The sequence below is a fragment of the Flavobacterium sp. MMLR14_040 genome (genome assembly GCF_033657265.1).
In the GTDB taxonomy this organism is placed as follows: Bacteria; Bacteroidota; Bacteroidia; order Flavobacteriales; family Flavobacteriaceae; genus Flavobacterium.
Genome location: NZ_JAWVWO010000002.1, coordinates 321,216 through 334,358 on the forward strand (window position 1 = coordinate 321,216; position 13,143 = coordinate 334,358).

Below are 13,143 nucleotides of genomic sequence, written 5' to 3' on the forward strand. Positions count from 1 at the left end.
TTAATTCAATCTCTTAAAACCACCATGACAAATTGGTCCTTTTAAAAGGTTTTCAATTTGCAAATTGCCATTTTCACAATTTGCTATTTGATGATAAACCTCGTCCAAAGCGGTAAAATATAACTCAAGATTGTCGTCATTATGTGCCGTTGATGCATAAAAATTAGTGCTGGCAAGAAAACCTTTATCAAGCATTTCTTGTGCAATTAATGTTTTATATGCCATTGCATCAGAGCTATTAAAACCATAGGTACTTAAAGCTGGTATGCCTGATATTGTGATACTTAAACCATGAGTATCTGCAAGTTTTTGCCAACCCTCACGCATTTTAGTTCCTATTTGGGTAATAGATTCCCATGATTTAACACGTTCCATTACTTTTAGAGTAGCAACTGCTGCTGTAGGACCTATTCTTTCAGTCCAAAAAGTACTACTGATAAAGGTACTTTGGGCAGCCTCCATAACAGATCTTTTTCCTACAACTGCAGTTAAAGCATATCCATTACCAATAGTTTTTCCATACATTGCCATATCTGGTTCTACTCCATATTTTTTGTAAATACCTCCAAAGGTTTCTCTAAAACCAGAAGTACATTCATCAAAAATAAGTACAATATTTTTTTGAGTAGCTAAAGCTCTCACTTTATGCAAAAAATTATCTTCAGGCCCAAAATTTCGCACTACTTCCATTTTGATTACCCCAATATCATTCTTTTCAACGATTGATAACAACTCCTCATAATTATTATAATTAAATGGGAACACAGTATCTTTCAAATTTTTAGGTACTCCCTTTGGACTTAAACCTGGAATCAAATGTCCTGATAAATCATCACTTCCATTATGATTTGCTGATAAATACCAATCATGCCATCCATGATACCCACATATTGCAACTTTATCTTTTCCAGATGCTGCACGTGCAATACGAATTGCAATTGAATTCGCTTCACCTCCACTCCTGGCAAAGCGTACCATATCGGCCCAAGGATTTAATTCAATCAATTTTTCTGCTAAATAAACTTCTTCTGGGCAACTTAGAGTAGTCATATTCCCGTTTTTCACAGTTTCCATAACGGCCTCGTCAACTTCGTCATTACCATATCCAAGTGTATTTGTTCCGATACCCATTATAGACATGTCTAATAACTCTCTACCGTCCAGATCCCAAATTTTACAACCTTTGGCTTTTGAAAAATAAGAAGGCCACAAATCTGGCAAAAACATTTCCGGCCTTTTAGATAGTAACATTGTACCTCCAGGTATTAATGTTTTAGCTTTTTTATATAATTCTTGTCCTGCTCCCATTATAGATCTCTTTTTAATGACTTTAATAATCCTTCATTTCTAATAATTTGATCATTTATTTTGATTAAATCATTTTCAATAATAAAATTCACATATTCTATCCAAGATTTCGATGTTCCTAATTTACTTATAATTATCTCAATTAAATCGAAATCACTCTGTTCATCAACGGTCATTCTAATATTAGAAAAATCTGCATAGCATTGATAATTAATTGCAGAAAACAAACTTCCCCCCTTAAAATCAGAATTGTTTCTTATATAAGTTGTAACATGCTCTCTATCTGACAGTAATTTAGCTTCCTCCCAAGCCTTTTTAAGTGCCGAAAATTTAAAAACCTCAATATCCTGCCCGTCTGGAAAGTTTTCAATAAGAACATTTGATCCATAATCCTTATCATTTTCCTGAACAAATGCTATAACTTCGTCAACTAAATTAGGATCTATTAGAGGGCAATCGGATGTAACTCTCACAATCCAATCGGCTTTTTCATCCTTTACAGATTGGTAAAAGCGATCTAAAACATCAGCTTCAGATCCTCTAAAAACTTCATAACCCCATTCAATAACCTTGTCAGAAATAACTGTATCAATTGACATAACTGTAGTAGCTACAATTATTTTTGAAACCTTTGTACATTTTTGCAATCTATTCAAGTGTATCTGGAGTAAAGATTGATTTCCTATTTCTTTCAACACCTTTCCTGGAAGTCTAGTACTTCCAACTCTCGCTTGACTTATTAATACTGTTTTTACTTCCATAATGATGGATTTAATAAATCTAATTTCTTAACCTTTAATGAATTAATTTCAACAATTACATCATCCCCAATCTTATAATTTATAGCTTTCAAATTATCTATAAGCTGTTCTTCGGAATCTACACCAATTAAAACTTGATCTATTAATACCTCATTCAAGCAATAACTTAATGCTAAATTTGAGATATTAGTATTTTGAGCTTTAACTATTTTTTTTATGGAATTTAATTCAGATGTTAATTGTTGAGCTATAGTATTATCATCGTAATTTTCTTTAAAAAACAATCCTTGCAAAAAAGAAGATCTTGTATGAATTATTTTTCCATGCTTCTTCATAGCAATCATTACCTCACCGCGTACCGATACATTATCCAATAAATTAAAAGGCATCTGTACGACAGTAATATTATTATCTAATAACAATGCTTCAATTTGTTCATTTGTGTAAACAGAAACTCCTATATGATTAATTATACCCTGCTTTTTTAAATTATTTAAAACGGAAATACTTTCTTTACTACTTAAATAAGAATCAAAAGAATGGAACATTAAAACCTCTAAAAAATCAACATTCAATTCCTTAAGGTAATCATACACTTTACTTTCAAAATCGTGAATTTTGCCATGTGGTACTTTTGTAATTATATTGAATATTGAGTTTGGATTTAATTTATGAAAATCTCCTATAACCTGATGTGCATTACCATAGGCTTCTGCCGTATCCAATGTATCAATACCAAGTTTAAAAGCCTTTGAAAGAATTTGACAACTACTTTCGAAATCTATTTTTCCTGTTTCATTATTTATACCATAGTCCAATCCCATCTGAACTGTTCCTAATACAATTTTTTTTGTTGATCTAATCATTTCTTACAAGATAAATGTCTATAATTTAAAATTAAATAACAGAAATAATTATTTATAACTAGCGTTTATATCTTTTTTTAAAAGTGATATACTGTATTTATCATAGTAATTATCAGTTGCATCTAATACCTTTTCTGAGTGATTCCATGTAGATCTATCTAAAAGATAGTACAGTTTAGACGAAGTGAATACTTCATCATAATTTTGCTTAAATGAAAATGCTTTAAAATCTTTAATATGATGGTATACGTTTTTCAAAGAACTTTCGGAAAAAAAATCAACAATAATAAGTATCCCGCCATTTCGTAGTACTCTATCTATTTCAGCTATTACTTTTAATAATATACTTCTATCAATGACATAGAAAACAAAACCAACGATGACAATATCAATAGATTCTTTATCAAATACCATTAAATCATCTGCTGTACCATGTATGAAATTAACATTAGGATAATTATCTTTGCCATACTCAATAGCTTTATCAGAAGGCTCGACACCATACGTAACACAATCTTTGTATATGGAATTAATAGCATTTAACCTATAACCCGCAGAACATCCAATTTCCAGTACTTTCTTAGGATCTAGATTATATTCCTTAATCAAAGTTATTACCCTATCTCGATCTAAATTGTAGTTATCAATTACCGCTTTGTTTCTAACAAACCAAGCGTTAGCCTCATATCCTAAAAATGAGTTCTTTTGATTATCGCCTTCCATAATAAAAGTCTATTTTATCTATTACAAAATTCTGATCTTCAATTGTTAAAGTTGGAAACATTGGTAAACTGATACATCTTTTATAATATTCTTCTGAATTTGGCATATCCCCTTCTTTCCATCCAAATGCTTTATAATAAGGCATTAAATGACATGGTATATAATGAATTTGAGCAAATATATTGTTCTCTCTTAAATAATTGTATAATCCTAAACGATCTTCAACCTCAATAATATACAAATGATAAGCATGACCTTCAATAATACCTGATTGTCCCTTAATATAAGGTTTTCCTATAAACGCTTTATTATATACAGATGCTATGTCTCTTCTTTTTAACAAACCTTCATCAGCTCTTTTAAGCTGGCTAATTCCTAACGCCGCCTGAAAATCAGTTAATCTATAGTTAAATCCTAAAGTCTGCATTTCCATATACCAACCCGGATAAGTATCGATCGTATCACTATCAACTCCATTAGCAAAATTCATTGAATTATGATACTCTACCTCATTTTTTGTAATACCATGAGTACGTAATGCTAAAAGTTTTTTATAGAGGACCTTGTCATTTGTCGTAATCATTCCTCCTTCACCACAAGCAATATGTTTAACTGGATGAAAAGAAAAAATAGCTAAATCAGCAAAGTTACTATTCCCACAATTCTGAATAGAATTATTATTATCCATAAAAAATCCTCCCGGAGCATGGCAAGCATCTTCTATAATCCATAATCCATATTGGTCTGCTAATTCTCTATAAGCTTCAAGATCTACAGCTCTCCCAGCAAAATCAACTGGAATAATCCCTTTATAAGTACCCTTTGGTACCGATTTCAATAGTTCCTTAACTTTTGTAATATCTAAAAGATATGTATTAGGATCAATATCTGAAAAGACAACCTCACCACCACAATATCTCACACAATTTGCTGAAGCAGCAAAAGTAATTGGAGTAGTAATAACTTTATCCCCATCTTTTAAATCTAATGCCAATGTACTTAAATGTAAAGCTGCAGTTCCATTTGAAACTGCAACAGCATATTTACTACCGACATATCTAGCAAATGCTTGTTCGAATTCTAAAATTTGTGGTCCTTGAGTTAAATAGTCAGATTGCAATGAGGCAATAACAACATTAATATCATCCTGAGTTATATTTTGGCGACCATAAGGTATAACTTTATCAATCATTTGTTAAAAATTTGAATCTACATGTTCTTTAATCAATTTTCTCAGTCCTTCGACAGTTTCCCATTCTGTATTTGTACCAGAATTATAATTAAATCCTTCTGAAACTTTTACTGCATTAAAAGAAGAAATAAAATCATCAAGATTAAAATTAGGCACAGAAGGTAAAATTGTAAAATATTTGCCCAGATCATAAGTGTTATACGAATCAGATGAAGTAATCATTTCTTCATGAATTTTCTCACCCGGGCGTATACCTACAATTTCTATACTACATTCTGGAGCCACAGCTTCGGCGATATCGGTAATTTTATATGATGGAATTTTTGGTATAAAAATTTCACCCCCCCAAGCTTTTTCAATAGCATGCATTACCATATCAACACCACCTTGAAGCGAAATATTAAATCGAGTCATAGTCGTATCTGTTATTGGTAATTTCCCTTCAGCTTTCTTTTTCAAGAAGAATGGAATTACAGAGCCATTAGATCCCATTACATTTCCATATCTTACAACAGAGAATTTAATTGGGTTTCCCCCTTTAATGTTGTTAGCTGCAACGAATAATTTATCTGATGTCAATTTTGTAGCACCATATAAATTAATTGGAGCACAAGCTTTATCAGTTGACAAAGCAACTACATTACTCACAGTGGTCTGCAAAGCAGCATGAATAACATTTTGAGCACCACCTATATTTGTTTTTATACACTCATCAGGATTATACTCAGCTAAATGAACATGTTTCATAGCTGCTGCATGAATAACAATATCAACTCCCTGAAATGCTCTTATTAACCTTTCTTGATCTCTAACGTCACCCAAGAAAAAACGAATTTGAGGAAATTTACTTTCTGTAAACTCTTGAGCCATTTGAAATTGTTTCTGTTCATCTCTGGATAAAATTATAAGTTTCTTTATATTGGGATGATATTTAAAAATATGTGTGGTTAAAGCTTTCCCTAAAGAACCTGTACCACCCGTTATTAAAATTGTTTTATTTAGAAGATCCATATTTTTTATTTGCTAAAATATTATTTACAGTTATTTTATTAAAATTATTTTACAATTTATGATACTAAATATAAAATGTTTTTAAATGTTTTTTATCTCTTTCCTTGCAATCAATATAAAGACTGTTAATAATCCACTTAAAAATCCACCAATAATTAAACCCTTGGCTTTTCCGAAACGTATCTTTGGCAAAGGTAAAATTGGTCTGTCAATAACCTGTATTAATGGAGTTTCTTTCCGCAAAGTAACTTTAGCTAATTCCGATTGTTTAACTAATTCTGTTAAAATTGCCGTATTAGCCTGAACGTCAACCTGCCTTCTAGCAGATGGAGCACGTCTAACATTCAATGCCGGATTTAAATTAAAAGTATTGTCATTTGCAACAGCAACACCTTTTATAGCTCCATTTAGTTCTCTCCTAATTGAATCAACTTGACGTTCTAAAATTGCCATATTCATTCTGGCTTTTTTACTTTTTGTTTCAATATAAAATTGACCTACTTCTTTTGCTAAAGCTTCACAAAAATATTTAGCAAATAACTCGTTGCTTGACGATACATCAATATTAATAATTGATATCTTTTTATCTTTTTGACCAACAGTTAATCCAGACTTAGATAAATTATTAAACATTACCCCCATGATACTATCTTGAATTCTAGTAAAATGTTTACGATCTGGATTTGGTAAAAACTTTAATTTTGATAATTTAGGATCCTCGTCCCAACTTTCTCTCCAATCATTATTTTCAATATACATTTCTGCTAAAGAAGTTGTCCTGCCATTTAGATTAACCGAAGATAGCAATGTCTTTTCGACCATAGATCTTGATTTAAAGAGTTCTGTTAGATTAGAACCTGTAAAAATTCCACCTCCACTTCCTCCCAAATCTAAACCGAATGAACTAGCTAAACCTAATGCACTTCCTAAACCGCCCCCACCTGATTTCTCATCCTCTAACGCAAATGACAAGCTTGCAGTATAAATAGGCTTTTTTATTAAAGAATATGTCACTCCTAAAGCAGCACCAACTATTCCGACTAAAACAATAATTTTCCATTGAGATAAAAGGTATACATACCATTCTTTTACTTTAACTATTAATTCTTTCAACGATATTTCATCGTTTTCAATAGATTTTTTCTCCATTAAAATTTCTTATTTAAAAGCTGTGACAATTAATAAGGCTATACTAGCAAGGGCACTTCCAATACCAGCCCATTCTCCTGCACTCATTTTTTTCATTTCTGGTTTTTCCGGCACTACTATTTGAGAATCCGGAGTAACTTTTGGATAAGATCTAAAAAATAAAAACGAACCGGTCACAGAAGCCTTACCATTTGGATAAATTATATATGCTTTTTTCTTCCAACCTTTATAATCAACACCTCCAACAGCATCGATATAATATCTAAATCCTTTTCCACTTCTATACGGGATTTCAGAAGTTAATAATACATTTCCTGTTACTTTTACTCCCTCATTATAAACTGCTACTTCAATTTCATCGCCAGGAAACAAGGTAACATTCGAATAATGATTTTTATCTTTTACAATTTTTTCCCAGTTTACAGGAATCGTCGCAAATTTTAATTCATCCCTAAGTTTTTTAGATAATTTAGAACTTAGCGTATCCTTTTCTTTTAAATTTGATTCTTTCAGGTCTTTTCCTTCTTCTGCTATTTTTTTATCCAGATTAAGATTCACACTTTCTAACTGCTCGATTTGCTCTTCCTTAATTGGTCTTTTAATTTTCATACCATCCAAATTAGCAATTGATGTTAATCCTCCAGCTCTCATTACAACATTGTAAACTGTCTCCCTTTTATTAGCGAGTACATACTTCCCTGGATAAGTTACTGCTCCAGTAACTTTAACCATTTCAGGTTTTTCGTAAACCGCCATTTTTCTTATATTAATAACGTCAAAAGGTTTTAAAACAAAATTTTTAATTTGTTCATTATTATCTGCAGTGATTTCAAGCTCTACTAATTCGATACGCTTTGGATCGCTATCGTCAATTGCATCAGATTTTACCATTCTTGCAATCTCAACTCTTTTTGAAGCCGAACCTGTTAACCCTCCAACTTGTACTACTAGGTCGTTTAAGGTTAAATTATCAAAATATTCGTATTCTCCAGGATTTTTTACTTCTCCATCTATAGTAATTTTATATTCTTCTCTAAAATCAAGTATTGAATAAACTGTAACAATATCTTCTCTTTTTAACTCAACGTCAGAATTTAAATCCCCTGACAAAGCTGCGCTTAAATCAACATTTACAATTTCTGTAGTTAAATCTGTTTTTAATCGAATAATTCTTGCTCTTTTTGTATAAGCATCTTCTTTAATACCTTCTGCTCTTGTAATAAGATCTGAAATTGTCATTCCTTCACTATAGGAATAATAATCTGGTCTAAAAACTGCCCCTTCTATCTTAATACGATTTTCAAATCGATTTAAGATTTTTGTAACTTTAAAGACATCTCCTGATTTAGGCAAATAAGAACCAAATTCGCTTTCGTTTATATCATGAACTTTAAACTCTTTACCTGTTTTTTGCAAAACATTTACTGATGCTGTATAAGCAAATTCATTAAATCCAGAAGCGAAATTTAGTAAATCAGAAAATGTTTCTCCTTTTTTCATCTCGAAAATTCCCGGTCTTTTTACTTCTCCCTCCACTACTACTCTTTCTGTGTAGGCAGGAATTCTAATTACATCATTGTCTCTTAAATTTACATTCTCCGATTGATCTCCTTTAACTATAAACTTATAAATATCAATATTTTTATAAACTTTATTATTTCGGATTAATTCTATATTTCTATAACTACCATTTTTTCCTGGTCCACCTGCCAGATGCAACGCATTATAAACAGAGGCAAGAGATGAAATAGAATAATTTCCAGGTTGCTTCCCTCCAACAATTGTTACTTTGATAGTTCTTATATCACTTAAACTTACACTAACTTGTGACTGTCCAGATCTAACAGTGCTGTACACTCTTGCAATTGCGGCTCTTATTTTTTGCGTCGCAGCTTCAATTGACATCCCCGCTACTGCAATTTGTCCAACATTTTCAATTGTAATTTTACCTTCAAAATTTACTGGAACAGTATCATCAAATTGCTGAACACCATAGATGCTAACTTCTAATTTATCACCTGGCCCTAGAACATAATTCACTGGCGTGGCCATTTTTAGATCTGGCTCAAAACTTAAAGTTGGGTTATCAAATAATTCAGATCCAAAAATCAAAGCATTTAAGGAATCTTTTATTTTTTCGTTTTTTATTTTTTCTTGTTTTCTTCCAAACTCTGAATCTTCGTCTGTATCTTTTAATTTATTCTTGTCTTTTTTATCCTTGTCTTTTTTATCTTTATCTTTTTTATCTTTATCGCTGGAGTTTTTTTTCTCGTAGTCTTTAACTCGGGTTCTTAATTTATTGAATTCATTTTGGCTCATTCCCTTTGACAAGGCCATTGATTCAACATCATCAATTGTTGCACTATTGCTTTTTAATTGAGAAACTATTTTACCAATTTCATCATCTGATAAATAATCAACTTTAACAGTACTTAAATCTTTAGATTTTATAATGTCCTGAGCATTTGCATTAGACGACATTAGTAAAATAAAAAACAGTGCAAGAACGTATATTATCTTTTTCATATATGGTTTACAATTTAACCTTAAAGTTTGGTTTAAAAGAATTATTGGTTTAAGAATATTGCTTTTGATAATAATCTTTATAAGAGCCAGAGGTTACATTTTGTAACCATTCTTCATTATTCAAATACCAATTAATAGTTCTTTCTAATCCTTCTTCAAAAGTTACAGATGGTTTCCACCCTAATTCTTTATTAATTTTAGAAGCATCAATTGCATATCGTAAATCATGGCCCGGTCTATCTTTTACATAAGTAATTAATTCTTGAGAAGTTTCTTCAATTCTCCCTAATTTTTCATCCATAATCTGGCATAGTAATTTTACCAAATCAATATTTTTCCATTCATTAAATCCTCCTATATTGTATGTTTCATGATTTTTACCTTCATGAAAAACTAAATCAATTGCAATAGCGTGATCTTCTACGAAAAGCCAATCTCTAGTATAATTCCCATCTCCATAAACTGGTAATGGTTTGTTATTGATTATATTACTTATAAAAAGAGGAATCAACTTTTCAGGAAAATGATATGAACCATAATTATTAGAACAATTAGTTAAAACATATGGCAACCCATAAGTTTCACCGTAAGCTCTCACAAAATGATCTGAACTTGCTTTGGAAGCTGAATATGGGGAATTAGGGTCATAAGAAGTCGTTTCGGTAAATAGACCTTCTGCTCCTAGTGACCCATAAACTTCATCAGTACTAATATGATAGAAACGTTTGCCCTCGAAATTATCTTTCCATTGATTTTTGGCAGCGTTTAATAAATTCATAGTCCCAATAACATTTGTTTTAACAAATGCTAATGGATCTTCTATAGATCGATCAACATGGGATTCTGCTGCTAAATGTAGAACTCCATCAAAATTATGTTCTGAAAAAAGTTTATTTATAAAAGATTCATCCACAATATCTCCCTTTACAAAAGTATAGTTTGCATGATTTTCAATATCTTTAATATTCTCAAGATTTCCTGCATAAGTTAAAGCATCTAAATTGTAAATCTGGTATTCAGGATATTTATTTACAAAGCGACGAACCACGTGAGAACCAATAAAACCAGCACCACCTGTTATAAGAATTTTTTTCATTTTCATTAATTAATTTAGCAGATCAGAATTTATTTTCTCTAATTCGCTATAGATATCTTTAACATCTTGTGAATTTTCTTTTTGCAGAATTAAATTTGCTGTATCAGTGTAAACAAAAATAGTATTTTTTAATCCTAAAAATGTAGTGTGCTTTCCGCTACCAATAACCATATTCCCATTTTTATCAATATGATGTCCTTTTGAAACTAAATAATCATAAACTGATTCAAAAGATCCTAAATCTGACCATGAAAATGATGCTGGAACTACTTTTATTTTTTTACTACGTTCCATTACAGCATAGTCAATACTTATGGATGGTATTGCTAAGGATAAATCTAAATCTAAGAAACCATCCTTACTTGCTTCCCAAACAGCTTTTGATTTCTCATAAACTTCAGGTTGAAATTGCTTTAACTCTTCTAAAAGAACTCCGGCCTTAAAACAGAACATTCCACTATTCCATAAAAAATTCCCTTTTGCAATAAACTCCTTTGCAGTCGTTTCGTTAGGTTTCTCTCTAAATGACAAAACTTTATCCCCTTTTGATTCAATATAACCATATCCCGTTTCTGGCTTGGTTGGAATAATTCCAAATGTCACTATATAACCATCTTGTGCTTTTGAAATTGCTTCATTAATCGCCTGATTGTAATTTTCCATACGATCAATAATATGATCCGAAGGTGTTACAATTAATATATCATCCGGGTTTGCTGCAAAAGCTGCGAAAGCGATAGCTGCAGCTGTATTTCTTGGAGTAGCTTCAACAATATTCACATAAGCAGTATTGGTTTTATTCATAACCTTACCACTTAAATGATGATTGTCTACATTACCTACAACCATTACTTTATTTGCTAAATGACTGTTCCTGTCAACCGTCATCTCAAATAAAGATTTATTCTCAAATATCTCAAGATATTGTTTAGGTTGACTCTTACGGGAAAGTGGCCATAATCTACTACCAACTCCTCCCGTCAAAATTACATGTATAATTGAATTGTTTTTCTCCATTTTTCTTTTAGTATAAAAAAAAGAATTTCAGTTCTATAATCTATTATCGGCTATAGTACCTAAAACTCCTTTTACGTCATATAATAAACTATTTGATTTTTGTAACTCTGAAAAGTTTAATTCTAAAAACTCAGTATGGGCAACTCCTAAGACAATAGCATCAAACTTTTCTGCCGGTAATGAATCTACTGTTGTCAATTTATATTCTTTTTTAACTTCTTGTATATTTGCTAATGGGTCATATATTGTAACTGATATACCATATTCTTTTAATGATTTTACTACATCTACAATTTTGGTGTTTCTAACATCGGGGCAATTTTCCTTAAAAGTAATGCCAAGCATTAAAAGATTTGCTCCATTAACTGAAATCCCTTTTTTAATCATTAATTTAACTACTTGCGATGCCACGTATTCGCCCATACTATCATTCAAACGTCGTCCTGCTAAAATTATTTCAGGGTGATATCCAAATTCTTGCGCTCTTTGCGCTAAATAATAAGGATCTACACCAATGCAATGTCCTCCAACCAAGCCAGGTTTAAATGGCAAAAAATTCCACTTAGTCGCTGCGGCAGTTAGCACTTCCTGCGTATCAATATTCATCAAGTTAAATATCTTAGCCAGTTCATTTACAAAAGCAATGTTAATATCTCTTTGTGAGTTTTCAATAACCTTTGCGGCTTCGGCAACCTTTATACTTGGTGCTAAATGTGTACCTGCTGTAATGACAGATTTGTAAAGAGCATCAACTTTTAAACCAATTTCTTTTGTTGATCCAGACGTTACTTTTAAGATTTTCTCAACAGTATGTTCCTTATCTCCCGGGTTTATTCTTTCTGGTGAATATCCCGCAAAGAAATCAACATTAAATTCTAAACCTGAAACTCTTTCTAAAACTGGTATGCATTGTTCCTCTGTAACTCCTGGATATACAGTAGATTCATAAATTACAATATCATCTTTTTTTAAGACTTTTCCAACAGATTCACTAGATTTATATAAAGGAGTTAAATCTGGACGATTATTTTTATCAACTGGCGTTGGAACTGTGATTATAAAATAATTACAATCTGCAATATCACTTAGAGTAGTAGTGCAATACAATCCATTTTCATTATTAGGATTAGCAACTAAGACTTTTTGTAAAGTCTCATCATCCACTTCTAAAGTTGTATCAGTACCTGATTTTAAAGTAGCTACTCTTGATTCGTTTATATCAAAACCCACAACTGGATATTTAGTAGCAAATAGTCTCGCTAAAGGAAGACCAACATAACCCAAACCTATAATGGCAATTTTTATGTTTTCATCCATTTTTCTTATCTTTTATCAACTTTGATCATTATAACTCATAGCTTCGCTACTCTGAGTCACAAATATTGGACACAGATACCATAGAATCATTTTTTGGCAAATATAACACATTCACTCAATTTATTCAATGAGTTTCTTACAGAACTACAAAAGAAACAGAATAAAAAGAATAACGGA

General features: G+C 31.3%; 11 protein-coding genes. All 11 read right to left on the reverse strand.

Features of this window, described 5'->3' with window-relative positions:
* On the reverse strand, positions 1–1,308 hold the full coding sequence (locus SD960_RS04180; protein WP_318801100.1) for an aminotransferase class III-fold pyridoxal phosphate-dependent enzyme: 1,308 nt from the start codon (positions 1,306–1,308) through the stop codon (positions 1–3).
* Positions 1,308–2,069, reverse strand: a complete 762-nt coding sequence (locus SD960_RS04185; RefSeq protein WP_318801101.1) for a glycosyltransferase family protein — start codon at positions 2,067–2,069, stop codon at positions 1,308–1,310. The genes SD960_RS04180 and SD960_RS04185 overlap by 1 nt, the downstream gene beginning before the upstream one ends.
* Complete coding sequence (locus tag SD960_RS04190; RefSeq protein WP_318801102.1) at positions 2,060–2,935, reverse strand: aldo/keto reductase; 876 nt, start codon at positions 2,933–2,935, stop codon at positions 2,060–2,062. Before SD960_RS04190 ends, SD960_RS04185 begins: the two co-directional genes overlap by 10 nt.
* A 48-nt stretch (positions 2,936–2,983) precedes the next feature.
* Complete coding sequence (locus SD960_RS04195; protein WP_318801103.1) at positions 2,984–3,658, reverse strand: class I SAM-dependent methyltransferase; 675 nt, start codon at positions 3,656–3,658, stop codon at positions 2,984–2,986.
* Complete coding sequence (pseC, locus tag SD960_RS04200; RefSeq protein WP_318801104.1) at positions 3,645–4,850, reverse strand: UDP-4-amino-4,6-dideoxy-N-acetyl-beta-L-altrosamine transaminase; 1,206 nt, start codon at positions 4,848–4,850, stop codon at positions 3,645–3,647. The genes SD960_RS04195 and pseC overlap by 14 nt, the downstream gene beginning before the upstream one ends.
* A gap of 3 nt (positions 4,851–4,853) precedes the next feature.
* Entirely contained in the window at positions 4,854–5,861 is a 1,008-nt protein-coding gene (pseB, locus tag SD960_RS04205) for a UDP-N-acetylglucosamine 4,6-dehydratase (inverting) (protein WP_318801105.1), read from the reverse strand.
* Between the two features lie 81 nt (positions 5,862–5,942).
* Positions 5,943–7,010 (reverse strand): Wzz/FepE/Etk N-terminal domain-containing protein, encoded by a 1,068-nt coding sequence (locus SD960_RS04210; protein WP_318801106.1) that lies wholly within the window; start codon positions 7,008–7,010, stop codon positions 5,943–5,945.
* 9 nt (positions 7,011–7,019) lie between these two features.
* Positions 7,020–9,536, reverse strand: coding sequence for an SLBB domain-containing protein (locus tag SD960_RS04215; protein ID WP_318801107.1), 2,517 nt, complete (start codon positions 9,534–9,536; stop codon positions 7,020–7,022).
* 49 nt (positions 9,537–9,585) lie between these two features.
* A complete protein-coding gene (gene rfbB, locus SD960_RS04220; protein WP_318801108.1) occupies positions 9,586–10,632 on the reverse strand; it encodes a dTDP-glucose 4,6-dehydratase in 1,047 nt (348 codons plus the stop codon).
* A 9-nt stretch (positions 10,633–10,641) separates the two neighbouring features.
* Positions 10,642–11,649, reverse strand: a complete 1,008-nt coding sequence (locus SD960_RS04225) for a mannose-1-phosphate guanylyltransferase (RefSeq protein ID WP_318801109.1) — start codon at positions 11,647–11,649, stop codon at positions 10,642–10,644.
* Positions 11,650–11,682: 33 nt separating this feature from the next.
* Positions 11,683–12,966 carry a nucleotide sugar dehydrogenase gene (locus tag SD960_RS04230; RefSeq protein WP_318801110.1) on the reverse strand — a complete coding sequence of 428 codons (1,284 nt, stop codon included), beginning with the start codon at positions 12,964–12,966 and terminating at the stop codon, positions 11,683–11,685.
* Positions 12,967–13,143 lie beyond the last annotated feature (177 nt).

Excerpts from the sequence above, each read along its gene's own strand:
- rfbB (WP_318801108.1), bottom strand. The coding sequence starts at position 10,632 with ATGAAAAAAATTCTTATAACAGGTGGTGCTGGTTTTATTGGTTCTCAC.
- SD960_RS04190 (WP_318801102.1), bottom strand. The coding sequence starts at position 2,935 with ATGATTAGATCAACAAAAAAAATTGTATTAGGAACAGTTCAGATGGGA.
- SD960_RS04225 (WP_318801109.1), bottom strand. The coding sequence starts at position 11,649 with ATGGAGAAAAACAATTCAATTATACATGTAATTTTGACGGGAGGAGTT.
- SD960_RS04185 (WP_318801101.1), bottom strand. The coding sequence starts at position 2,069 with ATGGAAGTAAAAACAGTATTAATAAGTCAAGCGAGAGTTGGAAGTACT.
- SD960_RS04215 (WP_318801107.1), bottom strand. The coding sequence starts at position 9,536 with ATGAAAAAGATAATATACGTTCTTGCACTGTTTTTTATTTTACTAATG.
- SD960_RS04210 (WP_318801106.1), bottom strand. The coding sequence starts at position 7,010 with ATGGAGAAAAAATCTATTGAAAACGATGAAATATCGTTGAAAGAATTA.
- SD960_RS04230 (WP_318801110.1), bottom strand. The coding sequence starts at position 12,966 with ATGGATGAAAACATAAAAATTGCCATTATAGGTTTGGGTTATGTTGGT.
- pseC (WP_318801104.1), bottom strand. The coding sequence starts at position 4,850 with ATGATTGATAAAGTTATACCTTATGGTCGCCAAAATATAACTCAGGAT.
- SD960_RS04195 (WP_318801103.1), bottom strand. The coding sequence starts at position 3,658 with ATGGAAGGCGATAATCAAAAGAACTCATTTTTAGGATATGAGGCTAAC.
- pseB (WP_318801105.1), bottom strand. The coding sequence starts at position 5,861 with ATGGATCTTCTAAATAAAACAATTTTAATAACGGGTGGTACAGGTTCT.
- SD960_RS04180 (WP_318801100.1), bottom strand. The coding sequence starts at position 1,308 with ATGGGAGCAGGACAAGAATTATATAAAAAAGCTAAAACATTAATACCT.